The following is a 22,693-nucleotide window of genomic DNA, read 5'->3' as shown; positions in this document are numbered from 1 at the left end:
TCCTTGCGGCCATGAGCCTGCCCGAGCCGTCCGCACCGCGCGATAGCGCCACGCCACCGCGCGTGGTGCGTTTCCGCTGGGCATGGTGGCTGCTGGCGTATGTCAGCCTCGGTACCGGCATCGTCGGCATCTTTGTGCCGGGCCTGCCGACCACCGTATTCATCCTGATCTCGGCCTGGGCCGCCTCGCGCGGCTCCGAGCGCCTGCACACCTGGCTGCTGAAGCATCCGCGCTTCGGCCCGGCCATTGCCAACTGGCAGGCGCACGGAGCGGTCAGCCGCTACGGCAAATGGATGGCCACGATCACCATGGCGGTGTGTGCCGGCATCATGCTGTGGTGCGTGCCGATCGCCTGGGTGAAGTGGTTCTCGATCGGCAGCATGACCGTGGTGGCGATCTGGCTGTGGACCCGGCCGTTGCCACCGCCGGAGCGGTAGTGCCGGCCGCTGGCCGGCGACCCGATCCCCTGCACCAACCGCTCAGCCGCCAATGGCTATACTCGGGGCATGAAGATCCCCCATCGAAACGCCATCCTGATTCCGTTGGCAGCGGCCTCGCTGCTGCTCCTCGCCGCCTGCGGCAACAAGGGCCCGCTGGTGCTGCCGCAGAAGCCGGTGCCGGTGGAAGAAACCGTCGAACCCGCTGCCGAGCCCGCCACCGAGGCAACCCCGGTGGAGACCCAGGGCAGCGGCACCCCGGCCACGACCCTGGAGCCGGCCGCACCGACCACCCAGCCGGCACCCGCGCCAGCGAAGAAGGCGGGCAGCGGGAATGAGTAAGGCCGGTTCCGAGGCCCTGCGCTTCAGCAAGATGCATGGCGCGGGCAATGATTTCGTAGTGATCGACCTGCGTGACGGCACCGCACCGCCCACGCCCGAGCTGGCCGCACGCCTGGCTGATCGCCATACCGGCGTTGGCTGTGACCAGATCCTGACCATCGAGGCGCCGCGTGCGGAAGGCTCGGTGGCCTCGTACCGCATCTGGAATGCCGACGGTTCCAATTCCGAGCAGTGCGGCAACGGCGCGCGCTGCATCGCGGCCTGGCTGGTGCGCGAGGGCAGTGCGCAGGGCGATGCATTCGTCATCGACAGCCCGCTGGCCAGCCATGAAGTGAAGGTGATCGGTGATGGGCAATTCGCGGTAACCATGGGCGTGCCCGCCTTCGAGCCGGCCAACGTGCCGCTGATGGGCTTTGCGCACCCGCGCGAGGAATACCTGCTGCCGCTGCAGGGCGAGAGCGTACGCTTCGCCGCGGTGTCGATGGGCAACCCGCATGCGGTGATCGAAGTGGGCCTGATCGATGCCGCACCGGTCGAGCGCGTCGGTGCGCTGCTGCAGCAGCATGCGTCGTTCCCGCGCTCGGTGAACGTGGGCTTCGCCCAGGTGATGAGCCCGGCGCATGCCCGCCTGCGCGTGTTCGAGCGCGGCGTCGGCGAGACCCTGGCCTGCGGCAGTGGTGCCTGTGCCGCCGCGGTGACCCTGATGCAGCGCGGCCGCCTGCAGCGCGATGCACGCATCAGCCTGCCCGGTGGTGACCTGCGCATCCAGTGGCCGGGCGATGGCCAGCCGGTGGTGATGGCTGGCCCGACCGCATTCGTATTCGAAGGGGAGTGGATGGCATGACCGAAACCGTCGACAAGCTCGGGGCCCATGAAGTCGCTGCCTGGTTGCGGCGTCATCCCGGCTTCCTCAAGCAGTTCCCGGACCTGGCCCTGACCCTGGTGGTGCCGCGCGATGATGGCCCGACCGCATCGCTGGCCAGCTACCAGCTGGAAGTGCTGCGCGAGAAGAACCGCGAGCTGGCACGACGGTTGGCCGACCTGGGGGCCACCGCCCAGGTCAATGAACGCCTGGCAGTGCGCACGCATCAGCTGACGTTGGCGCTGATGAAGCAGGACAACGCCGCCGACACCCTGCGTGCGATGGCGGCATCGCTGCAGGAAGATTTCGCCGGCGACCTGGTGCGATTGGTGGTGCACACGCCGGTGGCCGGACTGGAACAGGCCGACTGGCTGCAGGTAATCGCCGCCGATGATGCGCAGCTGGGCCCGTTCCGCGATTGCCTGAACGACGGTGAGCCGATCTGCGGCCGCCTGCAGCCTGAAAAGAACGCCGTGCTGTATGGCGTGCGCAGCGAGGAGGTGCAGACCACTGCACTGCTGCCGCTGCCGGGCGTCGGTCTGATCGCCGTGGGCAGCCACGATCCGAACCGCTTCTATCCGGGCATGGGGACGCTGTTCCTGCGCATGATGGGTGACGCCCTGGTTACCGGCTTGAAGCGATTCCAGGACTGAGCAGGGCACGACGGCGATGAGCGCGGTACAGGCCTTCCTGCAGCACCTGCAGGTGGAGCGGCGGATGTCGGCACATACGCTCGACGCCTACCGCCGCGACCTGGACGCGCTGTCGGCCTGGGCCGGGCCGCGTGGCATGGCAGTGGAGGCACTGGATGCTGACGCGCTGCGCCAGTTCGTCGCCGATGAGCACCGTCGCGGCCTGTCGGCCAAGAGCCTGCAGCGCCGCTTGTCGGCCTGCCGCAGCTTCTATGCCTGGCTGCTCAAGCATGGCCGCATCGAGGTCAGTCCGGCGGCGACGCTGAAGGCGCCGCGCGCACCGCGCCGCTTGCCCCAGGTGCTCGATGCCGATGAAGCCGTGCAGCTGGTCGAACTTGAGCCGGAAGGTGAACTCGGCCGCCGCGACCGCGCGCTGCTGGAACTGTTCTATTCCTCCGGCCTGCGCCTGAGCGAAGTCTGCGCGCTGACCTGGCGTGACCTGGATTTCGACAGCGGCCTGGTCAACGTGCTGGGCAAGGGCAACCGCCAGCGCCGGGTACCGTTCGGCCGGCCCGCACGCGAAGCACTGCAGGCGTGGCGCGCGGAAAGTGGCGGCGGCCCGGCCGCGCCGGTGTTCCCCGGCCGCAACGGGCCGATCAGCCAACGCGCGGTGCAGATCCGCATCCGCCAGTTGGCGCAGCGCCAGGGCCTGTTCAAGCACGTGCACCCGCACATGCTGCGGCACAGTTTCGCCAGCCACATCCTGGAATCGTCCGGCGACCTGCGCGGCGTGCAGGAGCTGCTGGGCCACGCCGACATCGCCACCACGCAGATCTACACCCACCTCGACTTCCAGCACCTGGCCAAGGTCTACGACGCTGCGCATCCGCGCGCCAAGCGCCGCAGCAAGGACGACAAGGCCGAATAGCCCGCCCTTGATCTGGATCAGGGCAGGTCGGATGCAACCGGCGCACCGTGGCCGCAGGCCACGAGGACACCGCCGCCATGGCGAAGCCCATACCGTTGCATCCCAAACACCCCGAGCGCATCTGCTGGGGCTGCGACCGCTACTGCGCGGCCGACGCGCTGGCCTGCGGCAATGGCTCCGGCCGCACCCAGCATCCGATCGAGACGCAGGGTGAAGACTGGTACATCGCCTGGGGCATCGAGCCGAATCCGGACCGGCCATCGCACGCCAAGCGCTGAACGGCAGCCATCCGCGCAGGCTTGATCGCACCCGGCGCTGTCCCCATGTCCCGTGAACAGCTATCGGAGGCCGCATGGACCCCAGTCAGAACCCCAACGTTTTCCACGCCACCACCATCGTCTGCGTCCGCCGCGGCGAGCACGTGGCCATTGCCGGCGACGGCCAGGTCACGCTGGGCCACACCGTGATGAAGGGCAATGCGCGCAAGGTGCGCCGCCTCGGCCGTGATGGCCAGGTGCTGGCCGGCTTCGCCGGTGCCGCGGCCGATGCCTTCACCCTGTTCGAGCTGTTCGAGGCCAAGCTGGAAAAGCACGGCCAGCTGCAGCGCGCTGCGGTCGAACTGGCAAAGGATTGGCGCACCGAGCGCCGCCTGGGCAAGCTGGAGGCCCTGCTGGCGGTGGCCGACAAGGAAACCTCACTGATCATCAGCGGCACCGGCGATGTGATCGAGCCGGAGGACGGCATCATCGCCATCGGTTCCGGTGGTTCCTACGCACTGTCGGCCGCCCGCGCGCTGATGGCGCACACCGAGCTGGACGCGCGCACCATCGCCAGCGAAGCGATCGGCATTGCCGGCGACATCTGCATCTACACCAACCGCAACGTGGTGGTCGAGGAGCTGTAACGCCTCCCGATCCGTCGGGCATGGCCCGGCGCTACCGACAACGAATCCGTGAGCACATCCATGTCGAAGATCGAAGTTTCCTCCGCCACCATGACCCCGCGCGAGATCGTGCAGGAACTGGACCGGCACATCGTCGGCCAGCACGACGCCAAGCGTGCAGTGGCCATCGCCCTGCGCAACCGCTGGCGCCGCATGCAGCTGGTGCCCGAGCTGCGCAATGAAGTGATGCCGAAGAACATCCTGATGATCGGCCCGACCGGCGTCGGCAAGACCGAAATCGCGCGCCGCCTGGCCACGTTGGCCAACGCACCGTTCGTGAAGGTCGAAGCCACCCGCTTCACCGAAGTGGGCTATGTCGGCAAGGACGTCGAGCAGATCATCCGCGACCTGGCCGATACCGCGGTCAAGCTGTACCGCGAACAGGCCAAGGTGCGCGTGCGGACCCAGGCCGAAGAGCGTGCCGAAGACCGCATCCTCGATGCGCTGCTGCCGCGTCGCAGCGGTGGCATCGGGTTCGATCCGGAGGTCGCCCGCAACGAACCGTCGGCGCAGGACAACGAGACCCGCATCAAGTTCCGCAAGATGCTGCGCAATGGCGAGCTGGACGAGCGCGAGATCGAGCTCGACCTGGCCGCCAACGTCAGCATGGACATCATGACCCCGCCGGGCATGGAGGAAATGGGCCAGCAGCTGAAGTCGATGTTCGCCAACCTCGGCGGCGGCGCCAAGGCGCATAAGCGAACGCTGACCATCAAGGCCGCGCGTCCGCTGCTGATCGAGGAGGAAGCCGGCAAGCTGGTCAACGAGGACGATATCCGCACTGCGGCGATCGAAGCCTGCGAGCAGCACGGCATCGTCTTCATCGACGAGATCGACAAGGTCGCCAAGCGTGGTGACAACGTGGGGGGGGGCGACGTGTCGCGCGAAGGCGTGCAGCGCGACCTGCTGCCGTTGGTGGAAGGCTCCAACGTGTCGACCAAGTACGGCACGATCAAGACCGACCACATCCTGTTCATTGCTTCGGGCGCGTTCCACCTGGCCAAGCCCAGCGACCTGATTCCGGAGCTGCAGGGCCGCTTCCCGATCCGCGTGGAACTGGGTGCACTGAGCAAGAACGATTTCGTGCGTATCCTGACCGAGCCGAAGGCTGCGCTGACCAAGCAGTACGAAGCGCTGCTGGCCACCGAGGGCGTCAAGGTCAGCTTCACCGCCGATGCCATTGATCGTCTGGCCGAGATCGCCTTCCAGGTGAACGAGCGCCAGGAGAACATTGGTGCGCGCCGCCTGCACACGGTGCTGGAGCGCCTGCTGGATTCGCTCAGCTACGAGGCACCGGACCGCGATGGCGAAACCCTGGCCATCGACAGTGCCTACGTCGATGCGCACCTGGGTGAGCTGGTGCAGGATCCTGACCTGAGCCGCTACATCCTGTAATCCCCGGCTCTGCAAAGATCGAGGCCGCCGCAAGGCGGCCTTTTTTTATGCCGTCAGCGCGTGTGCCGGGTGCGGTAGGCCTGCAGTACCTGATCCATCACCGCACTGGTGCGGGCGGCGCTGACGCCATTCGACGGCGAGTGGCCGCTGCCGCGCAACTCATCCACCAGGGTCGCGATCAACGGCTGCTGGATCGATGGCGGGTTGGGGATGTCGAACCTTTGCACGCCGGCTTCGGTTTCCAGTACCACCGGAACATCCTCGAAGGTGGCAAAGCGCAGCTGGCCGCGGTCGCCGGTGATCTCGATCTCATCCTGGCGGCGGAACGCGCAGAAGCTCCACTGCGCGATGCCGTGCGCACCCGTCCCGGTGCGGAAGCACATCGAGACGCTGTCCTCGGCGGCGTAGGCGCCGGTCAACGAACTGGCCAGGCCACGCACATCGCTCAGCGGTCCCAGCAGATGGTCGAGCAGGTCCAGGGTATGCGAGCCCAGGTCGACGAACAGCCCGCCGCCGGCGATGGCCGGATTCGTCCGCCAGAAGTCCGGCGATGCGGCATTCGCCGAATGCGGCCGATGCAGGGTCGCGCGCACGCTGCGCGCTGTGCCGATCGCGCCGCGGTCCAGCAGCTGCTTCACCTGTGCGAAGCGGGGCAGGGCACGGCGGTAATAGGCCACGTACACCGGCACGCCGCTGCGGGCGCTGGCCGCGATGATGCACTGGCACTCGCCGTGGTCCATGGCCATCGGCTTTTCGATGTAGACCGGCTTGCCCGCGGCGATCGCCTGCAGCGCGTACTGCATGTGCGTGGAGGGCGGCGTAGCGACGTACACCGCGTTCACTTCCGGATCGGCGATGAGCGCATCGGCGTCCGCGTACCAGCGGGGAATCGCGTGGCGCCGTGCGTAGTCCTCGGCCAATGCGGCAGTGCGGCGCATGACCGCTGCCACCCGTGAGCCGGGCGTGCTGGCCAGGGCGGGGCCACTCTTCTTCTCGGTGACGCTGCCGCAGCCGATGAAGCCCCACACCACGTTGTCCAGGATCATCACGATGCGTCCAGAGAAGGAAAGGTCCGCCGGGTTCAACCCAGCAGTGAGCGTAATCGATCACCGGCGGAGGCGGAGATATCGGCACCGGTGGGCAGGAAGCAACGCAGCTGCCACTGCCGGGTCCGGATCGCGTCCTTTGCTGTCGGCGTGCTCCACGGCGGATAGACACGGAGGGCGCGCTTTCCGCCCTTGCCATCGCGCGACATCACGCCGCGCTTGATCAGCAGGTCGCGGCTGAAGATGAACTGCCCGCGCTGTGTTCCGTCGAAGACCGCGATCACCACGAACTGCACAGCATCGGCTGCATCCAGTGGAGCGATATCAGCACCGGGAACGGGGCGTTTCCACAGGGTTACGAACTGGCCGGTCTTGGTGGGGGTGATCTTCGCGACGCGGAACACGATGCTGTGACCCTCAAGGGCAAAGCGGCAGGCACCGTACTCTGCGCTTTCCGCTTCCGCCACGATCGGTCCGGTCAACTGCAGCCCTGCGGGCAGGTAGAGTTCGTGCAGTGCCGCGGTGGCGGCAGCAATGCCGCTCACGCTTCCGGCAACGGCTCGGGCACCGTTCCGGGCACGAATACGCCTTCCTTCACGTAGGCGGCCAGGGTCATGTCCAGCGCGAGCATGCCGTCGCGCTTGAGGTCCATCAGTTCCGGTTCGACCATCGCGCCGTGCAGCACGCCCAGCACGGTGGCATGCAGCATGCGCGCGGCGATCTTCGGGTCGGCACCCTCGCGCAGCTGGCCCAGATCGCGGGCACGGCGCAGGGCGCGCTCCATCCGGTCCAGCGCATCGCGGAAACCGGCCTGCTGCATTTCGGTCAGCACCTTGGTGTCAGCCGAGGCATCGCTGCGCAGCATGATCTCCATGGTCTTGCGCAGGCGCTCGTCCTCGGACAGCTCGATGAACGAGTGGATCATCACCGCGCGCAGGTCGTGCACCGGGGTATCGCGCTGCTCGGTGGAGGTACGCTCCAGTTCCTGCATGAAGGGCAGGTGCACGCGCTCGACGATCGCGGCCAGCACCTCGCTCTTGTTCTTGAAATGCCAGTAGACCGCGCCACGGGTATAGCCGGCGCGGGCACCGATCATCTCCAGCGTGGTACGGGCCACGCCGTGTTCATGGAAGCAGGCTTCGGCGGCGTCAAGGATGCCTTCCCGGGTTGCCTGGGTGTCCTCTTTGGTCTTGCGGGCCATGGGTGTGGGTACGAGTGCGGGTGAAACGTGGCTGAATTGTACCGGTTTACAAACAAACAAGCATGTATGTATATTTCGCACCCATCATTCCCGTCGTGTGCGTGGCAGGCCGGTCCGGCTCCCGCTCCGCCCGGGTGGGCGCGATCTGCGGGGCTTTCACCGGAACAACGGGAAGCCTCGTCGTATCGGCGCTCTCTGAGATTCCTTCCTCCAAGAGCCTTTCCGTCATGTTGCTGAGCCGAATCCGACCCTTTGCACTGTCGCTGGCGATCGCCGCGACCGTGGCTGCCTGTGGCGGCCAACCCCAGGCCCCCGAGCAGGGCCCGGGCGAGGTCACCGTGGTCACGCTGAAGTCCGAGACCGTGGGCCTGACCCGCGAGCTGCCGGGCCGTACCAACGCCTTCCTGGTCGCCGAAGTGCGTCCGCAGGTCAACGGCATCGTCGCCAAGCGCCTGTTCACCGAGGGTGGCATGGTCAAGGCCGGCGAGCCGCTGTACCAGATCGAGGACGCCAGCTACCGCGCGCAGGCCAACAGTGCCCGTGCCCAGCTGGCGCGGGCCGAGGCCACCGCCAACGCCGCGCGCCTGAGCGCCAAGCGCATCACCGAGCTGGCCAAGGTCGATGCGGTCAGCCAGCAGGACCTGGAAAACGCCGTGGCCGCGCAGAAGCAGGCCGAGGCAGACGTCGGCGCCGCCAAGGCAGCGCTGGACGCGGCCAACGTCACCCTGGGCTACGCCCGCATCACCGCCCCTATCAGTGGCCGCATCGGCAAGTCCAGCGTCACCCAGGGTGCGCTGGTCAGCGCCGGCCAGGCCAACGCACTGGCCACCGTGCAGCAGCTGGACCCGATCTATGTCGACCTGACCCAGTCCTCGGCCGAGCTGCTGCAGCTGCGCCGTGAGCTGGCCGCGGGCCGCCTGCAGGACAACCAGGCGCTGCCGGTCAGCATCCTGATGGAAGACGGCAGCACCTTCGAACACAAGGGCACGCTGGAATTCTCCGAAGTCAGCGTCGACCCGGCCACCGGCAGCTTCGGCCTGCGCGTGAAGGTGGACAATCCGGACGGCCTGCTGATGCCGGGCACGTACGTGCGCGCGGTGATCGGTGGCGGCGTGCGCAGCGATGCGGTGCTGGTGCCGATGCAGGGCATCGCCCGCGATCCGAAGGGCGACACCACGGCGATGGTGGTCGGCAAGGACAACAAGGTCGAAGTGCGCCCGGTCAAGGTCAGCCGCACGGTCGGCGACAAGTGGCTGGTCGAGGATGGCCTGAAGGCCGGCGACAAGGTCATTGTCGAAGGCCTGCAGAAGATCGGCCCCGGCATGCCGGTCAAGGCCACCGAGAAGGGCGCTGCTCCGGCCAAGCCGGCGGCCACCGCCCAGCCTGCCGCCCCGGCCGGCGACGCGAAGTAAGCGGAGAACCCCATGGCACGCTTTTTCATCGATCGACCCATCTTTGCATGGGTGATCGCCATCATCATCATGCTCGCCGGCGGCCTGGCCCTGTTCAAGCTGCCGGTCTCGATGTATCCCAACGTCGCGCCGCCGGCGGTGGAAATCAGCGCCACCTACCCGGGTGCATCGGCCAAGGTGGTCGAGGACTCGGTGACGCAGATCATCGAGCAGAACATGAAGGGCCTTGATGGCCTGATCTACTTCTCCTCCAACAGCTCGTCCAACGGCCAGGCCACCATCACCCTGACCTTCGAGAGCGGCACCAACCCGGACATCGCCCAGGTGCAGGTGCAGAACAAGCTGCAGCTGGCCATGCCGCTGCTGCCGCAGGAAGTGCAGCGCCAGGGCATCAACGTGGCCAAGTCCAGCTCGGGCTTCCTGAACGTCATCGCGTTCGTGTCCGAGGACGGCAGCATGGACGCCAACGACATCGCCGACTACGTCGGTTCCAATGTCGTCGACCGTCTGAGCCGCGTGCCGGGCGTAGGCAACATCCAGGTGTTCGGTGGCAAGTACGCCATGCGTATCTGGCTGGACCCGAACAAGCTGCACACCTACGGCCTGTCCGTTGCGGAAGTGACCGCCGCGGTCAAGGCGCAGAACGCACAGGTGGCGATCGGCCAGCTCGGCGGCGCGCCGTCGGTGAAGGGCCAGCAGCTCAACGCCACCATCAATGCGCAGTCGCGCCTGCAGACCCCGGAACAGTTCCGCAACATCATCGTGCGCGGCGCGCAGGATGGTGCCGAGCTGCGCCTGGGTGATGTTGCCCGCGTCGAACTGGGTGCCGAGTCCTACGACTTTGTCACCCGCTACAACGGCCAGCCGGCCAGCGGCCTGGCGGTCACCTTGGCTACCGGCGCCAACGCGCTGGACACTGCGGCCGGCGTGGATGCCGCGCTGCAGGACATGAAGGGCTTCTTCCCGGCCGGCCTGAAGGCCGAGATCCCGTACGACACCACCCCGTTCGTGCGCGTGTCGATCAAGGGCGTGGTGCAGACCCTGATCGAAGCGATCGTGCTGGTGTTCGTGGTGATGTACCTGTTCCTGCAGAACTTCCGCGCCACCCTGATCCCGACCATCGCCGTGCCGGTGGTGCTGCTGGGTACCTTCGGCGTGCTGGCGATGCTGGGCTTCTCGGTGAACATGCTGACCATGTTCGCGATGGTGCTGGCGATCGGCCTGCTGGTGGACGATGCCATCGTGGTGGTGGAGAACGTCGAGCGCATCATGTCCGAAGAAGGACTGTCGCCGCTGGAGGCCACCCGCAAGTCGATGGGCCAGATCACCGGTGCGCTGGTGGGCATCGGCTTGGTGCTGTCGGCGGTGTTCGTGCCGATGGCCTTCATGAGCGGCTCCACCGGCGTGATCTATCGCCAGTTCTCGGCCACGATCGTCTCGGCGATGGCGTTGTCGGTGCTGGTGGCGATCGTGCTGACCCCGGCGCTGTGCGCGACCATGCTCAAGCCGCTGAAGAAGGGTGAGCACCACGTGGCCCACCGTGGCCTGGCCGGTCGTTTCTTCAACGGCTTCAACCGCGGCTTCGACCGCACCAGCGATAGCTACCAGCGCGGCGTGCGTGGCATCATCCACCGTCCGTGGCGCTTCATGGGCATCGTGGCGGCGCTGTTCGTGCTGATGGGCGTGCTGTTCGTGCGCCTGCCCAGCTCGTTCCTGCCCAACGAGGACCAGGGCGTGCTGATGGCGTTGGTGCAGGCCCCGGTCGGTGCCACCCAGGAACGTACGCTGGAATCGATCGCGGCGCTGGAAAACCACTTCCTGCAGAACGAGAAGGATGCGGTGGACTCGGTGTTTTCGGTGCAGGGCTTCAGCTTCGCCGGCATGGGCCAGAACGCCGGCATGGCATTCGTCAAGCTGAAGGACTGGAGCGAGCGTGACGCCGACAACGGCGTGATGCCGATCACCGGCCGCGCCATGGCGGCCCTGGGCCAGATCAAGGATGCCTTCATCTTCGCCTTCCCGCCGCCAGCCATCCCGGAACTGGGTACCGCTTCGGGCTACACCTTCTTCCTGAAGGACAACAGCGGCCAGGGCCACGAGGCACTGGTGGCCGCGCGCAACCAGCTGCTCGGCCTCGCTGCCGGCAGCAAGAAGCTGGCCAACGTGCGCCCGAATGGCCAGGAAGACACGCCGCAGTTCCGCATCGACATCGATGCGGCCAAGGCGACTTCGCTGGGGCTGTCGATCGACCAGATCAACGGCACGCTGGCCGCCGCGTGGGGCAGCTCGTACATCGACGACTTCGTCGATCGTGGCCGCGTCAAGCGTGTGTTCGTGCAGGCCGACCAGGCGTTCCGCATGGTGCCGGAGGACTTCGATCTCTGGTCGGTGAAGAACGACAAGGGTGAGATGGTGCCGTTCAGCGCCTTCGCCACCAAGCACTGGGACTACGGCTCGCCGCGCCTGGAACGCTACAACGGCGTGTCGGCGATGGAAATCCAGGGCGAACCGGCCCCGGGTGTCGCCTCCGGTGACGCCATGACCGAGATCGAGCAGCTGGCCAAGCAACTGCCGGCGGGCTTTGGTATCGAGTGGACGGCGATGTCCTACCAGGAACGACAGGCCGGCTCGCAGACGCCGCTGCTGTACACGCTGTCGCTGATGATCGTGTTCCTGTGCCTGGCCGCGATGTACGAAAGCTGGAGCGTGCCGACCGCGGTGCTGCTGGCGGCCCCGCTGGGTATCCTCGGCGCGGTGCTGGCCAACACCTTCAAGGGCCTGGAACGCGACATCTACTTCCAGGTGGCGATGCTGACCACGGTGGGCCTGACCAGCAAGAACGCGATCCTGATCGTCGAGTTCGCCAAGGAAAACCTGGAGAAGGGTGCAGGTCTGATCGAATCGATCATGCACGCCGTGCGTGACCGCCTGCGCCCGATCGTGATGACCTCGCTGGCCTTCGGCATGGGCGTGGTGCCGCTGGCGATCTCCACTGGTGCCGGTTCCGGCGCAAAGCAGGCGATCGGCACCGGCGTGCTCGGTGGCATGATCGTCGGCACCGTGCTCGGCGTGTTCTTCGTACCGCTGTTCTTCGTAGTGGTGCAGCGCGTGTTCAAGCGCAAGACCGCCGAGTGATGAAATCCGGTCGCGCCGGGCCGTGCCCGGCGGATGTCTCACCGCGTAGCCGCCGGGCATGGCCCGGCGCTACCACCGTGACCCCCAAGGTGTTGCCATGAAGCTTCATTCCATTGCTGTTTCCATTGCCGCTGCGCTCGCGCTGGCCGGCTGCTCCACCCTGGTGCCGAAGAACACCGCCGTTGCTCCGGCCATTCCGGCGCAATGGCCGGCCGAGGCCGCGCAGGGTGAGGTGGCCGATGTTGCCGCCGTCGGCTGGCGCGACTTCTTCACCGATGCGCGCCTGCAGCAGGTGATCGACCAGTCGCTGCAGAACAACCGCGACCTGCGCGTGGCCGTGCTCAATGTTGAACGTGCGCGCGGCCAGTATCGCGTACAGCGCGCCGATCGCGTGCCGGGCGTAGCCGTCACCGGCCAGATGGATCGCCGAGGTACCGACGCCGGTGTCACCGAGCAGTTCACCGCCGGTGTTGGCGTGGCCGAGTTCGAGCTCGACCTGTTCGGTCGCGTGCGCAACCTCAGCGAGGCGGCACTGCAGCAGTACTTTGCTGTGGCCGCCAACCGTCGCAACGCGCAGTTGAGCCTGGTCGCCGAGACTGCCACGGCGTGGTTGACCTACGGGGCTGATGCGCAGCGGCTGAAGATCGCCGACGCGACGCTGAAGACCTACGAGGATTCGCTGCGCCTAGCCGAGGCCCGCCACGAACGGGGCGGCAGTTCGGGGCTGGAACTGACCCAGACCCGTACCCTGGTCGAGACCGCGCGCACCGATGCCGCCCGGCTGCGTGGCCAGCTGGCCCAGGACCGCAATGCGCTGGCGCTGCTGGCCGGTGGCCAGCTGGATCCGGCGCTGCTGCCTGACAGCATCGAACCGCAGCTGCTTGCACTCGCACCGCCGCCAGCCGGCCTGCCCAGCGACGTGCTGCTGCAGCGCCCGGACATCATGGCCGCCGAGCACCAGCTGCTGGCGGCCAACGCCAACATCGGCGCGGCACGTGCCGCCTTCTTCCCGAGCATCTCGCTGACCGGCAGCATCGGCAGTGGCTCGAGCGAACTGTCCAATCTGTTCGACAGCGGCACCCGTGTGTGGAGCTTCCTGCCGAAGATCACGCTGCCGATCTTCCAGGGCGGCAAGCTGCGCGCCAACCTCGCCATCGCCAATGCAGACCGTGACATCGCGCTCGCGCAGTACGAAAAGGCGATCCAGGTGGGCTTCCGCGAAACCGCCGACGCACTGGCGTTGAACGTCAGCCTGGATGAGCAGGTGAGTTCACAGCAGCGCTTGGTGGAAGCGGCCGAACAGGCCAACCGCCTGTCGCAGGCACGCTACGACGCTGGGCTGGACAGCTTCGTGACCCTGCTCGATGCGCGGCGTACCGCCTACAACGCGCAGCAGACCCAGCTGCAGGCGCAGCTGGCCCAGCAGGCCAACCGCATCACCCTGTACAAGGTGCTGGGCGGCGGCTGGCACGAGCGCGGGTGAGCAGCGCTTCTGGTAGGTGCCAACCTTGGTTGGCACAGGGCCAGCCGCCTGCGCTGACGCATCCGTGCCAACCAAGGTTGGCACCTACCCTGATGATCGATGGTAGTGCCGGCCGCTGGCCGGCATTGTCATTTCAGGGCCTGCTACACCGCTTCATCATCGCGGCGCGCGGCATGGCAGGCGCGAACGCGTGCCAGCGCGTCGCCGGCTTCGCGCGCCATCTGCTCGTACTCACGGCGGATTTCTTCCAGCCGCTCCTCGTCCAGTTCTTCCAGATCCAACAGTTCGTTGTTGGCTTCGGCCGTCGCGCGGATCAGCTCGTCCAGCTTGATCTGCATTGCGGCGGTATCCGCGTTCTGCGTGTGCTGGATCAGGAACACCATCAGGAAGGTGATGATGGTGGTACCGGTGTTGATCACCAGCTGCCAGGTGTCGTTGAAACCGAACACCGGACCACTGATGCCCCAGATCACCACGATCGCCACCGCAGCCAGGAAGGTCCACGGCGAACCGGTGGCGGCCGCAGCCTTCTTGGCGATCGTATTGAACAGGTTTCGTGCTTTCATCGTCGTCGTCCCACTCAGGTGACGAGGATGATCGGCGGTGGCTCGTGCAGGGGCCGTGCAGCCGTCGCGCCGCAGCTCAGGCACGCAGGCGCGGAGCGTCCTGCAGGCGCACCGGGCTGGTCTGGTAGACGTGCTGCCAGCAACGGTCGACGAATTCGCGGGCCTGGGCTTCGCTCAGGCGCGGCATGATCTGCAGCGCGTACTGGGTCTGGAACATCTCGTCGCGCTGCGCATTGCTGGCGCGCGGCTGGGTAATCAGCGAGTCGCAGGCGAACTTGATCCACGGCACGTAGGAGCCGAACGAGTTGTGCGGCAGTGCGCCGTCGGCATGCTGGCGGCGCCAGTGGTCAAGTTCGGCGTCAACATTGATGACCGGGGGAATGGTGGGGACTTCAGCGTGCATGACAATCCAGTTCGGTTGAGTGGAAAGGGAGTGGGGGTTCATCCGAGTGTGGCCGATGAGGCAGTGGATGCCGCGTCAGCGAGATGTGGAGCCGGCGTTGCGATTGCCTATCAACTGCGCATGCTGGACCGCGCCGAGGTCTTCGGCCATGTTGGCCATCGCATTGCACAGGCGCTCATGGTCGAGCGGATGGCCACGCACCAGTTCCAGCTGCAGGCCCTGGTAGGCGGTCCAGAACAGCGCGCCGCGCTGGTGCAGCGCGTACTGCTGCTGCAGGCGCTCGCGGATGGCATCAAGCATCGGGTCGGGCGTGAGGCGGACGGCATGCGCGCACATGGCTGGCTCCGCCGGGGGAGAGAAGGCCCCGGTAACCCCACCCTAGGCGCCTCGGCCGGGTGGGGTGTTACCGCAGCGTATGCACGCAGCGCAGCTGACTGTGCGCGGGTTCACAGCAATGGCCGCAAACGCTGCCGGCACTAGGGCAGGCCGGCACTGAAGCGTTCATTAAGCGGGTTCAACAGGACACTGCGCGGTGTTCATTCACCGATGTCTTCGTTCCAGATCTCCGGATGCTGCGCAATGAAGCCGCCCAGCAGGTCCACGCATTCCTGGCTGTCCAGGTCGATCACGTTGACGCCGTTTTCGCGCAGCCAGTCGATGCCGCCCTGGAAGGTGCGCGATTCGCCCACCACCACGGTGCCGATGTTGAACTGGCGCACCAGGCCCGAGCAGTACCAGCACGGGGCCAGGGTGGTGACCATGATGGTGTCCTGGTAACGGCGCTGGCGCCCGGCCTTGCGGAAGGCGTCGGTTTCGCCGTGCACCGACGGGTCGCCTTCCTGCACGCGGCGGTTGTGGCCGCAGCCGAGCAGGCGGCCATCGTTGTGGTACAGCGCCGCGCCGATCGGCACGCCGCCTTCGGCCAGGCCCTGGCGGGCTTCGGCGATGGCGGTCTGCAGCAGGGCCTGGTAGTCGGGCGTGGTGATCATGCGGGGCTCCGGTAAGTCGTGGCCCGCCATGATACGGGCAGGGGGTGCCGCTGGCCCCCGGCGGTGCGATAATCGGGGGCATGAGCGAATCCCCCTACAAAGCCGGTACGACCCATTTCGGGTTCCGCGACGTCGCCGCCAAGGACAAGCAGAAGCTGGTCGGCCAGGTGTTCACCTCGGTCGCGCGCAACTACGACCTGATGAACGACCTGATGAGCCTGGGCGTGCACCGGGCGTGGAAGCGCTACTACGTGGCGACCGCGCAGGTGAAGCCGGGCGACCGCGTGCTCGACCTGGCCGGCGGCACCGGCGACATCGCCGCCCTGCTGAAGGAGCGCGTCGGCGCCGAGGGCTCGGTGGTGCTGGGCGACATCAACGCCGGCATGCTGTCGGTTGGCCGTGACCGCCTGACCAACCGCGGCCTGGTGCTCGGCCTGGACTACGTGCAGTGCAACGCCGAAGCCCTGCCGTTCCCGGACAACAGCTTCGACCTGGTCACCATCGCCTTCGGCCTGCGCAATGTCACCGACAAGGACGCTGGCCTGCGCGAGATGTACCGCGTGCTGAAGGTCGGCGGCCAGGCCCGCGTGCTGGAGTTCTCAGAAGTCACTGCGGACTGGTTCAAGCCGATCTACGACTTCCACTCGTTCAAGATCCTGCCCAAGCTGGGCAAGCTGTTCGCCAATGATTCGGACAGCTACCAGTACCTGGCCGAGAGCATCCGCAAGCACCCGCCGCAGGACGAGCTGAAGGCGATGATGGGACAGGCCGGTTTCGAGCGCTGCCACTACAAGAACCTGACCGGCGGCATCGTTTCGATCCACTCCGGCTACAAGCTGTAAGCCCTGGACGGGGGAAACCCCGGTACCTGCTCTGGTGGGTGCCAACCTTGGTCGGCAAAGCAGCTGCCGGTATCTGCTCTGGTGGGTGCCGACCTTGGTCGGCACCGGCTTGACGCGAGCGTTGATGGATCCGTGCCAACCAAGGTTGGCACCTACCTGTGGATGCCAACCTTGGTTGGCATGCGCCGGAGGCGCAGGATCGGCCCGCCCGCCATTACCCCGCACCGCGCAACGCCTGCCGGGCCGGAGGGAGGTACCATTGGGGTTTGATCCCCGTAACGGTCCCGATTCATGCGTAATCCGCTGATGCTCCTTCCGCTGGCCGTGGCCCTGGCCGCCGGCTGCTCCCAGGAGGCGGCCGCGCCCGCCGCCGCCCCGACTGCCGCAAAGGCCCCCGCCGCCCCCGTGAACGCCGAGAACCGCAGCCACGACGAAAGCTCGTACGCCGAGCCGGACAAGGTCGTCATCAAGGACATCGCGCTGGATCTGAAGCTGGACTTCGACCAGAAGCAGATCGGCGGTACCGCCACCTACACCCTGGAATGGAAGCAGAAGGACGCCAAGCAGCTGGTGCTCGACACCCGCGAGCTGACCGTGTCCAAGGTGGAGGCCGTCGCCGCCGATGGCGCGCGCAGCGCGCTGAAGTTCGAGCTGGCCCCGGTCGACAAGGTGTTCGGCAGCAAGCTGACCATCGAGGCCCCGGAACAGCCGGCCAAGGTGGAAGTGACCTACCACACCGCACCGACCGCCTCGGGCCTGCAGTGGCTGGCGCCGTCGATGACCGAGGGCAAGAAGCTGCCCTTCATGTTCAGCCAGTCGCAGGCCATCCACGCCCGTTCCTGGGTGCCGCTGCAGGACACCCCGAGCGTGCGCTTCACCTACAGTGCGCACGTGGTCTCGCGACCGGACGTGATGGTGCTGATGAGCGCCGACAACGACCCGAAGGCCGCGCGTGACGGTGACTACACCTTCAAGATGCCGCAGCCGATTCCGTCGTACCTGCTGGCCATCGCCGCCGGCGACCTGGTGTTCGAGCCGATTTCCGGCCGCTCCGGCGTCTGGGCCGAGCCGACCATGGTCAACAAGGCCGCCAAGGAATTCGAAGACACCGAGAAGATGATCGGTGCCGCCGAGAAGCTGTACGGCGAATACCGCTGGGGCCGCTACGACATGCTGGTGCTGCCGCCTTCGTTCCCGTTCGGTGGCATGGAGAACCCGCGCCTGACCTTCGCCACCCCGACCGTGATCGTCGGCGACAAGTCGCTGGTTTCGCTGGTCGCCCACGAACTGGCGCACAGCTGGTCGGGCAACCTGGTGACCAACGCCAGCTGGAAGGACATCTGGCTCAATGAAGGCTTCACCACCTACGTCCAGGGCCGCATCACCGAAGCCCTGTACGGCAAGGAGATGGCCGAGATGGAGAAGCAGATCGACCAGACCGACCTGCTGGCCGAAGTGAAGGACATGAGCCCGGCCGACCAGGCGCTGGCGCTGCCGCCGCTGAACGAGCGCGACCCCGACGAAGCCCTCAGCCAGGTGGCCTACGTCAAGGGTTCGTGGTTCCTGGAATTCCTCGAGCAGCGCTTCGGCCGCGAGACCTTCGATCCGTTCCTGCGCGGCTGGTTCGATGACCACGCGTTCCAGAGCGCGAACACCGACCAGTTCGTCGAGTACATGAAGAAGAACCTGCTGCCGAAGAATCCGTCGGCAGTGACCGAGGCCGAACTGAAGGCATGGCTGGACGAGCCGGGCATTCCGGCGTTCGCGGCCAAGGCGCAGTCGCGCAACTTCAGCAGTGTCGATACTGCGCGCATCGCCTTCGCCAGCGCCGGCACCGTGCCGAGCAGCCATGTCATCGCCGACTGGAGCACGCAGGAATGGGTGCGCTTCATCGACGGCCTGGGTGCGACCCAGCCGCTGGACAAGCTGGCCACGCTGGACAAGGCCTTCCACTTCACCGGCACCCCGAATGGCGAGATCGCCATGCGCTGGTACCCGCTGGCGATCCGCAGCGGCTACGAGCAGGCCAATGAAGGCGCAGCCGCGTTCATCGAGCGCGTCGGTCGTCGCAAGCTGATCATGCCGATCTACGCCGAACTGGTGAAGACCCCGAAGGGACTGGAGCTGGCCAAGCAGGCCTTTGAAAAGGCCAAGCCGGGCTATCACCCGATCACCACCGCCTCGGTCCAGGACATGCTGGCCAAGGCTGAAGCCAAGTAAGCGGTAGTGCCGGCCGCTGGCTGGCAACCGGTCACTGCTTCACCACCAACGGCGGGGAAACCCGCCGTTGGTGTATCCGCTTTTCGCTGCCGATAGAATCGGGATGCACTCGCAAAGGACCTCCGCCATGAAACGACTGATCCTGCTCACCGCCTGCACCCTGGCCCTGGCCGCCTGCAGCAACCCCGAGGAAGAGCGCAAGGCGCAGGAAGCCGCCGCGGCCGCCGTGCAGGCGCAGAAGGAAGCCAAGGCCGAGGATGTGGCCAAGCAGTACGACATGGCCGTGGCCGCGCAGGACTGGGAGCGTGCGCGCCTGCACGGCGCCTCGCTGCTGGACCAGTACAAGGACACCGCCGCCGCCGAGCGCATCGCCGCCGGCTTCGACGAGGTCAAGGCCAAGGGCGATGCCGCGCGCGACCTGCGCCGCATGCAGGCGCTGTGGCAGTACAACCAGATCCCGGTGGGCAGCAAGGGCAACCAGGTTTCGGCGCAGATCTACAGCAAGGAACGGGTGGACGTGGATGGCAGCGGTGCCAAGCCGGTGCAGCTGGTGTTCCGCGATCACCCGGAATGGAAGCGGCACGCCTACCTGGTGCTGCAGGCCGGCGATTTCCGCTGCCCGCAGTGCACGGTAAAAGTGACCGTGGACGACGGCAAGCCGGTGTCGATGGCGGCCTGGCGGCCGAAGACCGATGAAGCCATCGCCCTGTTCATCACCGACCAGAAGGCACTGTGGAAGCTGGCGCGCAAGGGCAAGTCGATCAGCATCGAGTTTCCGGTCAAGGCCGGCGGCACGCGTACGGCCGTGTTCGAAACCGGTGGTGTCGACGCCAGTCGCATGCCGCAGTGGTGGCAGTGATGATCGCGACGGGCAGCGCAGTGCACGCGTTGTCCGCGATCAGGCACTGGGTGTTCGACATGGACGGCACGCTGACGGTGGCCGTGCATGATTTCGCCGCGATCCGCCGCGCGCTGCAGATCGCGGCCGAGGAAGACATCCTCGACCATATCGCAGCGCTGCCGGACGCACCGGCGCAGGCCAAGCGGGAGTGGTTGCTGGATCACGAACGTGCGCTGGCCGAGGACGCGCTCCCGGCGCCGGGCGCGGTGGCGCTGCTGCGCGCGCTGGCGGAGGCTGGTTGCCGGCTGGGCATCCTGACCCGCAACGATCATGCATTGGCGAAGCTGACGCTGGACGCGATCGGGGTCGGGGCGTTGTTCGACGATGCCGACATCATCGGCCGCGACGAGGCGGTACCCAAGCCGTCGCCGGATGGCTTGCAGCAGCACCTTCGTCGCTGGGGAATCGGGGCTGCGGAGGCGGTGATGGTCGGAGACCACGCCTACGACCTGGAGTGCGGCCGCGCCGCGGGCACCCACACCGTGCTGGTCAACCTGCCGGAGAACCCGTGGCCGGACCACGCTGACTGGCATTTCGCTGATTGCCGCGACCTGTTGGCCGCCTGGCAGCGCAGGGGGTAGTGCCGGCCGCTGGCCGGCAGTGCCGACCAGGGTCGGCACCTGCCAGAGCACAGCGTGTCGACCAAGGTCGACACCCACCGAGCAGATGCGCGGGCAGTTCGGTTTACGCGCCCAGCGCGTAACCGAACTGCTGCTTGAACTGCTCGTTGAACTCATCAAAGGTGAAGCGCTGGTTCTGCGTGCCCGGGTGCTCGACCTTCAGCGCGCCCATCAGGTTGCCCATGCGGCCGATGGTCAGCCAGTCGTAGCCCTTCTGGATGCCGTAGATCAGGCCGGCGCGGAAAGCGTCGCCACAGCCGGTCGGGTCGACCACACGGCGCTCGTGCGCCGGCGGGATGTCGTAGCTCTTTTCCGGGGTGTGGATGACCGCGCCCTTCGGGCCGCGGGTGGTGATGTAGGCCTTCACCCGGCTGACGATCTCCTTCTCGTCCCAGCCGGTGCGTTCCTGCAGCAGGTTCGACTCGTAGTCGTTGACCACCACGTAGTCGGCCTGGTCGATGAAGGCGCGCAGCTCCGGGCCGTTGAACAGCGGCATGGCCTGGCCCGGGTCGAAGATGAACGGGATGCCGTCTTCGTGGAATTCCTGCGCGTTCTGGATCATGCCCTCGCGGCCGTCAGGGCCGACCAGGCCCAGGGTCACGCCCGGCACGCCGCGCACGTGGTTCTCGTAGGAACGCATCATCGCGCCCGGGTGGAAGGCGGTGATCTGGTTGTTGTCGTGGTCGGTGGTGATGAACGCCTGCGGGGTGAACAGCTCATCGATCACGCGCACGCGCGACAGGTCGATGCCCAGGCCGTCGAAGTATTCGCGGTACGGGCCGAAGTCCGAACCCACGGTGCCCATCGGGATCGGCTGGCCGCCCAGCAGGTGCAGGTTGTAGGCGATGTTGCCGGCACAGCCGCCGAACTCGCGGCGCATGCGCGGCACCAGGAAGGACACGTTCAGGATGTGCACCTTGTCCGGCAGGATGTGATTCTTGAACTGGTCCGGGAACACCATGATGGTGTCGAAGGCAAGAGAACCACAGATCAGAGCGGACATCGATGTAAGCCTATGCGGTGAATTTTGGGGTGGGCCGGCCCGGTTCAGCGGGCAAGCAAACGGCGCCCTTGGGCGCCCGACGGCGCAAAGGTTACCCGCTGGTGCCGCTCAGGGCCAGAACCGGGTGAGGCCCGATCAGGCCGAAAGCCTGTGAAGACGCGGGTTCAGCTAGTTTTTTCCTTGCTCGGCGGCAGGCGGGTTGCTAGGCTTGTCGGCCTCGATTTCTGCCCATTTTTTCGCCATCCCGCGGCGGGCACGACACCCCTCAGGACTCCTTCCTCAGATGTTCAAGAAACTCCGTGGCATGTTCTCCAATGACCTGTCCATCGACCTGGGCACGGCCAACACCCTCATCTACGTGCGCGGGCAGGGGATCGTGCTGAACGAGCCGTCGGTCGTGGCCGTGCGCCAGGACCGTGCCATCGGTGGCACCCGCTCGGTGGCAGCCGTGGGCGCCGAAGCCAAGCAGATGCTGGGCCGTACCCCGGGCCACATCACCACCATCCGCCCGATGAAGGATGGCGTCATCGCCGACTTCACCTACACCGAGGCGATGCTCAAGCATTTCATCAAGAAGGTGCACAAGTCGCGCGTGCTGCGCCCGAGCCCGCGCGTGCTGGTCTGCGTGCCGGCCGGCTCGACCCAGGTCGAGCGCCGCGCGATCAAGGAATCGGCCGAGGAAGCCGGTGCCCGCGACGTGTTCCTGATCGAAGAACCGATGGCGGCCGCGATCGGCGCCGGCATGCCGGTCACCGAAGCCCGTGGCTCGATGGTCATCGACATCGGCGGCGGCACCACCGAAGTGGCGGTGATCTCGCTCAACGGCATCGTCTACTCGGCCTCGGTCCGCATCGGCGGCGACCGCTTCGACGAGTCGATCACCAACTACGTGCGCCGCAACCACGGCATGCTGATCGGTGAAGCCACCGCCGAACGCATCAAGGTCGAGCTGGGCTGCGCCTACCCGCAGGCGGAAGTGATCGAGATGGAAATCTCTGGCCGCAACCTCGCCGAGGGCGTGCCGAAGATGATCAAGATCAGCTCCAACGAGGTGCTCGAGGCCCTGCACGAGCCGCTGTCGGGCATCGTCAGCGCGGTCAAGCTGGCGCTGGAGCAGACCCCGCCGGAGCTGTGCGCCGACGTCGCCGAACGCGGCATCGTGCTGACCGGTGGCGGCGCCCTGCTGCGTGACCTGGACCGCCTGATTTCCGAGGAAACCGGCCTGCACGTGCAGGTGGCCGACGATCCGCTGACCTGCGTGGCCCGCGGTGGCGGTCGTGCGCTGGAGCTGGTGGACATGCACGGCAACGAGTTCTTTGCGCCGGAATAAGCC

24 protein-coding genes are annotated in these 22,693 nt (G+C 66.7%); 16 read left to right on the top strand and 8 right to left on the bottom strand.

The genetic code is table 11. The features are described from left to right. Positions 1-11: 11 nt before the first annotated feature. The 8 genes from B9Y82_RS15795 (at position 12) to hslU (ending at position 5,539) form a co-directional block, all read left to right on the top strand. Complete coding sequence (locus tag B9Y82_RS15795) at positions 12-437, top strand: YbaN family protein (RefSeq protein WP_100473964.1); 426 nt, start codon at positions 12-14, stop codon at positions 435-437. A 69-nt stretch (positions 438-506) separates the two neighbouring features. Beyond that, positions 507-779: an LPS translocon maturation chaperone LptM gene (lptM, locus tag B9Y82_RS15790; protein WP_100473963.1), complete on the top strand. Its 273-nt coding sequence runs from the start codon at positions 507-509 to the stop codon at positions 777-779. Continuing rightward, positions 772-1,623: a diaminopimelate epimerase gene (gene dapF / locus B9Y82_RS15785; RefSeq protein WP_100473962.1), complete on the top strand. Its 852-nt coding sequence runs from the start codon at positions 772-774 to the stop codon at positions 1,621-1,623. The genes lptM and dapF overlap by 8 nt, the downstream gene beginning before the upstream one ends. Next, positions 1,620-2,294, top strand: a complete 675-nt coding sequence (locus B9Y82_RS15780; protein WP_100473961.1) for a DUF484 family protein — start codon at positions 1,620-1,622, stop codon at positions 2,292-2,294. The genes dapF and B9Y82_RS15780 overlap by 4 nt, the downstream gene beginning before the upstream one ends. 16 nt (positions 2,295-2,310) lie before the next feature. Then, positions 2,311-3,201 (top strand): tyrosine recombinase XerC, encoded by an 891-nt coding sequence (xerC, locus tag B9Y82_RS15775; RefSeq protein WP_100473960.1) that lies wholly within the window; start codon positions 2,311-2,313, stop codon positions 3,199-3,201. A 77-nt stretch (positions 3,202-3,278) separates the two neighbouring features. Then, a complete protein-coding gene (locus B9Y82_RS15770) occupies positions 3,279-3,479 on the top strand; it encodes a DUF3079 domain-containing protein (protein ID WP_024957056.1) in 201 nt (66 codons plus the stop codon). A 74-nt stretch (positions 3,480-3,553) separates the two neighbouring features. Next, positions 3,554-4,105: an ATP-dependent protease subunit HslV gene (gene hslV / locus B9Y82_RS15765; protein WP_005411093.1), complete on the top strand. Its 552-nt coding sequence runs from the start codon at positions 3,554-3,556 to the stop codon at positions 4,103-4,105. A 60-nt stretch (positions 4,106-4,165) separates the two neighbouring features. Further along, positions 4,166-5,539 carry an ATP-dependent protease ATPase subunit HslU gene (hslU, locus tag B9Y82_RS15760; protein ID WP_100473959.1) on the top strand — a complete coding sequence of 458 codons (1,374 nt, stop codon included), beginning with the start codon at positions 4,166-4,168 and terminating at the stop codon, positions 5,537-5,539. Positions 5,540-5,592: 53 nt separating this feature from the next. Here the strand turns inward: hslU and B9Y82_RS15755 are convergent, their stop codons facing one another. Genes B9Y82_RS15755 through smeT form a run of 3 tightly spaced genes read right to left on the bottom strand, consistent with a single transcriptional unit; the run spans position 5,593 to position 7,786 of the window. Further along, positions 5,593-6,585, bottom strand: a complete 993-nt coding sequence (locus B9Y82_RS15755) for a Gfo/Idh/MocA family protein (RefSeq protein WP_100473958.1) — start codon at positions 6,583-6,585, stop codon at positions 5,593-5,595. 35 nt (positions 6,586-6,620) lie between these two features. Continuing rightward, positions 6,621-7,130 carry a MepB family protein gene (locus tag B9Y82_RS15750; RefSeq protein WP_100473957.1) on the bottom strand — a complete coding sequence of 170 codons (510 nt, stop codon included), beginning with the start codon at positions 7,128-7,130 and terminating at the stop codon, positions 6,621-6,623. Further along, the gene (gene smeT, locus B9Y82_RS15745) at positions 7,127-7,786 is read right to left on the bottom strand and encodes an efflux transporter SmeDEF transcriptional repressor SmeT (RefSeq protein ID WP_100473956.1); all 660 of its coding nucleotides are present in this window, start codon (positions 7,784-7,786) and stop codon (positions 7,127-7,129) included. Before smeT ends, B9Y82_RS15750 begins: the two co-directional genes overlap by 4 nt. A 227-nt stretch (positions 7,787-8,013) precedes the next feature. On the opposite strand from smeT, the gene smeD reads away from it, so the two are divergent. The 3 genes from smeD (at position 8,014) to smeF (ending at position 13,816) form a co-directional block, all read left to right on the top strand. Continuing rightward, a complete protein-coding gene (gene smeD / locus B9Y82_RS15735; protein ID WP_100473954.1) occupies positions 8,014-9,198 on the top strand; it encodes a multidrug efflux RND transporter periplasmic adaptor subunit SmeD in 1,185 nt (394 codons plus the stop codon). Positions 9,199-9,210: 12 nt separating this feature from the next. Then, positions 9,211-12,333, top strand: coding sequence for a multidrug efflux RND transporter permease subunit SmeE (gene smeE / locus B9Y82_RS15730; protein WP_100473953.1), 3,123 nt, complete (start codon positions 9,211-9,213; stop codon positions 12,331-12,333). A gap of 97 nt (positions 12,334-12,430) precedes the next feature. Next, positions 12,431-13,816: a multidrug efflux RND transporter outer membrane subunit SmeF gene (gene smeF / locus B9Y82_RS15725; protein WP_100473952.1), complete on the top strand. Its 1,386-nt coding sequence runs from the start codon at positions 12,431-12,433 to the stop codon at positions 13,814-13,816. A gap of 143 nt (positions 13,817-13,959) precedes the next feature. Here smeF and B9Y82_RS15720 read toward each other — a convergent pair whose 3' ends face one another. The 4 genes from B9Y82_RS15720 to B9Y82_RS15705 form a co-directional block, all read right to left on the bottom strand. Continuing rightward, the gene (locus tag B9Y82_RS15720; RefSeq protein WP_032129005.1) at positions 13,960-14,382 is read right to left on the bottom strand and encodes a low affinity iron permease family protein; all 423 of its coding nucleotides are present in this window, start codon (positions 14,380-14,382) and stop codon (positions 13,960-13,962) included. Positions 14,383-14,458: 76 nt separating this feature from the next. Further along, complete coding sequence (locus B9Y82_RS15715; RefSeq protein ID WP_014038526.1) at positions 14,459-14,785, bottom strand: hypothetical protein; 327 nt, start codon at positions 14,783-14,785, stop codon at positions 14,459-14,461. A gap of 75 nt (positions 14,786-14,860) precedes the next feature. Next, positions 14,861-15,121: a hypothetical protein gene (locus B9Y82_RS15710; protein ID WP_100473951.1), complete on the bottom strand. Its 261-nt coding sequence runs from the start codon at positions 15,119-15,121 to the stop codon at positions 14,861-14,863. A 200-nt stretch (positions 15,122-15,321) separates the two neighbouring features. Next, entirely contained in the window at positions 15,322-15,774 is a 453-nt protein-coding gene (locus tag B9Y82_RS15705; protein ID WP_005411083.1) for a nucleoside deaminase, read from the bottom strand. 80 nt (positions 15,775-15,854) lie between these two features. Here B9Y82_RS15705 and ubiE point away from each other — a divergent pair, with 80 nt between their 5' ends. The 4 genes from ubiE (at position 15,855) to B9Y82_RS15685 (ending at position 20,318) form a co-directional block, all read left to right on the top strand. Next, the gene (ubiE, locus tag B9Y82_RS15700; protein WP_005411082.1) at positions 15,855-16,616 is read left to right on the top strand and encodes a bifunctional demethylmenaquinone methyltransferase/2-methoxy-6-polyprenyl-1,4-benzoquinol methylase UbiE; all 762 of its coding nucleotides are present in this window, start codon (positions 15,855-15,857) and stop codon (positions 16,614-16,616) included. A 291-nt stretch (positions 16,617-16,907) separates the two neighbouring features. Next, positions 16,908-18,836 (top strand): M1 family metallopeptidase, encoded by a 1,929-nt coding sequence (locus tag B9Y82_RS15695; protein WP_100473950.1) that lies wholly within the window; start codon positions 16,908-16,910, stop codon positions 18,834-18,836. Positions 18,837-18,963: 127 nt separating this feature from the next. Continuing rightward, a complete protein-coding gene (locus B9Y82_RS15690) occupies positions 18,964-19,695 on the top strand; it encodes a hypothetical protein (protein WP_005419405.1) in 732 nt (243 codons plus the stop codon). After that, on the top strand, positions 19,695-20,318 hold the full coding sequence (locus B9Y82_RS15685; protein ID WP_100473949.1) for an HAD family hydrolase: 624 nt from the start codon (positions 19,695-19,697) through the stop codon (positions 20,316-20,318). Before B9Y82_RS15690 ends, B9Y82_RS15685 begins: the two co-directional genes overlap by 1 nt. 103 nt (positions 20,319-20,421) lie before the next feature. On the opposite strand, the gene B9Y82_RS15680 is transcribed toward B9Y82_RS15685, so the two are convergent. Next, the gene (locus B9Y82_RS15680) at positions 20,422-21,360 is read right to left on the bottom strand and encodes a carbohydrate kinase family protein (protein WP_049463230.1); all 939 of its coding nucleotides are present in this window, start codon (positions 21,358-21,360) and stop codon (positions 20,422-20,424) included. A gap of 283 nt (positions 21,361-21,643) precedes the next feature. Between B9Y82_RS15680 and B9Y82_RS15675 the strand changes: the two genes are divergently transcribed. After that, positions 21,644-22,690 (top strand): rod shape-determining protein, encoded by a 1,047-nt coding sequence (locus B9Y82_RS15675; RefSeq protein WP_005419402.1) that lies wholly within the window; start codon positions 21,644-21,646, stop codon positions 22,688-22,690. Positions 22,691-22,693: the final 3 nt, after the last annotated feature.

Origin of the sequence: Stenotrophomonas maltophilia (assembly GCF_002799155.1) — a bacterium.
Classification (GTDB): Bacteria; Pseudomonadota; Gammaproteobacteria; order Xanthomonadales; family Xanthomonadaceae; genus Stenotrophomonas; species Stenotrophomonas maltophilia_R.
This window is presented reverse-complemented; position numbering and strand designations above follow the sequence as displayed.

Excerpts from the sequence above, each read along its gene's own strand:
- B9Y82_RS15755 (WP_100473958.1), bottom strand. The coding sequence starts at position 6,585 with ATGATCCTGGACAACGTGGTGTGGGGCTTCATCGGCTGCGGCAGCGTC.
- smeF (WP_100473952.1), top strand. The coding sequence starts at position 12,431 with ATGAAGCTTCATTCCATTGCTGTTTCCATTGCCGCTGCGCTCGCGCTG.
- B9Y82_RS15780 (WP_100473961.1), top strand. The coding sequence starts at position 1,620 with ATGACCGAAACCGTCGACAAGCTCGGGGCCCATGAAGTCGCTGCCTGG.
- B9Y82_RS15770 (WP_024957056.1), top strand. The coding sequence starts at position 3,279 with ATGGCGAAGCCCATACCGTTGCATCCCAAACACCCCGAGCGCATCTGC.
- smeE (WP_100473953.1), top strand. The coding sequence starts at position 9,211 with ATGGCACGCTTTTTCATCGATCGACCCATCTTTGCATGGGTGATCGCC.
- B9Y82_RS15720 (WP_032129005.1), bottom strand. The coding sequence starts at position 14,382 with ATGAAAGCACGAAACCTGTTCAATACGATCGCCAAGAAGGCTGCGGCC.
- B9Y82_RS15690 (WP_005419405.1), top strand. The coding sequence starts at position 18,964 with ATGAAACGACTGATCCTGCTCACCGCCTGCACCCTGGCCCTGGCCGCC.
- B9Y82_RS15675 (WP_005419402.1), top strand. The coding sequence starts at position 21,644 with ATGTTCAAGAAACTCCGTGGCATGTTCTCCAATGACCTGTCCATCGAC.
- hslV (WP_005411093.1), top strand. The coding sequence starts at position 3,554 with ATGGACCCCAGTCAGAACCCCAACGTTTTCCACGCCACCACCATCGTC.
- B9Y82_RS15710 (WP_100473951.1), bottom strand. The coding sequence starts at position 15,121 with ATGTGCGCGCATGCCGTCCGCCTCACGCCCGACCCGATGCTTGATGCC.
- B9Y82_RS15680 (WP_049463230.1), bottom strand. The coding sequence starts at position 21,360 with ATGTCCGCTCTGATCTGTGGTTCTCTTGCCTTCGACACCATCATGGTG.
- B9Y82_RS15715 (WP_014038526.1), bottom strand. The coding sequence starts at position 14,785 with ATGCACGCTGAAGTCCCCACCATTCCCCCGGTCATCAATGTTGACGCC.
- B9Y82_RS15685 (WP_100473949.1), top strand. The coding sequence starts at position 19,695 with ATGATCGCGACGGGCAGCGCAGTGCACGCGTTGTCCGCGATCAGGCAC.
- B9Y82_RS15705 (WP_005411083.1), bottom strand. The coding sequence starts at position 15,774 with ATGATCACCACGCCCGACTACCAGGCCCTGCTGCAGACCGCCATCGCC.
- xerC (WP_100473960.1), top strand. The coding sequence starts at position 2,311 with ATGAGCGCGGTACAGGCCTTCCTGCAGCACCTGCAGGTGGAGCGGCGG.
- smeT (WP_100473956.1), bottom strand. The coding sequence starts at position 7,786 with ATGGCCCGCAAGACCAAAGAGGACACCCAGGCAACCCGGGAAGGCATC.
- hslU (WP_100473959.1), top strand. The coding sequence starts at position 4,166 with ATGTCGAAGATCGAAGTTTCCTCCGCCACCATGACCCCGCGCGAGATC.
- B9Y82_RS15695 (WP_100473950.1), top strand. The coding sequence starts at position 16,908 with ATGCGTAATCCGCTGATGCTCCTTCCGCTGGCCGTGGCCCTGGCCGCC.
- lptM (WP_100473963.1), top strand. The coding sequence starts at position 507 with ATGAAGATCCCCCATCGAAACGCCATCCTGATTCCGTTGGCAGCGGCC.
- smeD (WP_100473954.1), top strand. The coding sequence starts at position 8,014 with ATGTTGCTGAGCCGAATCCGACCCTTTGCACTGTCGCTGGCGATCGCC.
- ubiE (WP_005411082.1), top strand. The coding sequence starts at position 15,855 with ATGAGCGAATCCCCCTACAAAGCCGGTACGACCCATTTCGGGTTCCGC.
- B9Y82_RS15795 (WP_100473964.1), top strand. The coding sequence starts at position 12 with ATGAGCCTGCCCGAGCCGTCCGCACCGCGCGATAGCGCCACGCCACCG.
- dapF (WP_100473962.1), top strand. The coding sequence starts at position 772 with ATGAGTAAGGCCGGTTCCGAGGCCCTGCGCTTCAGCAAGATGCATGGC.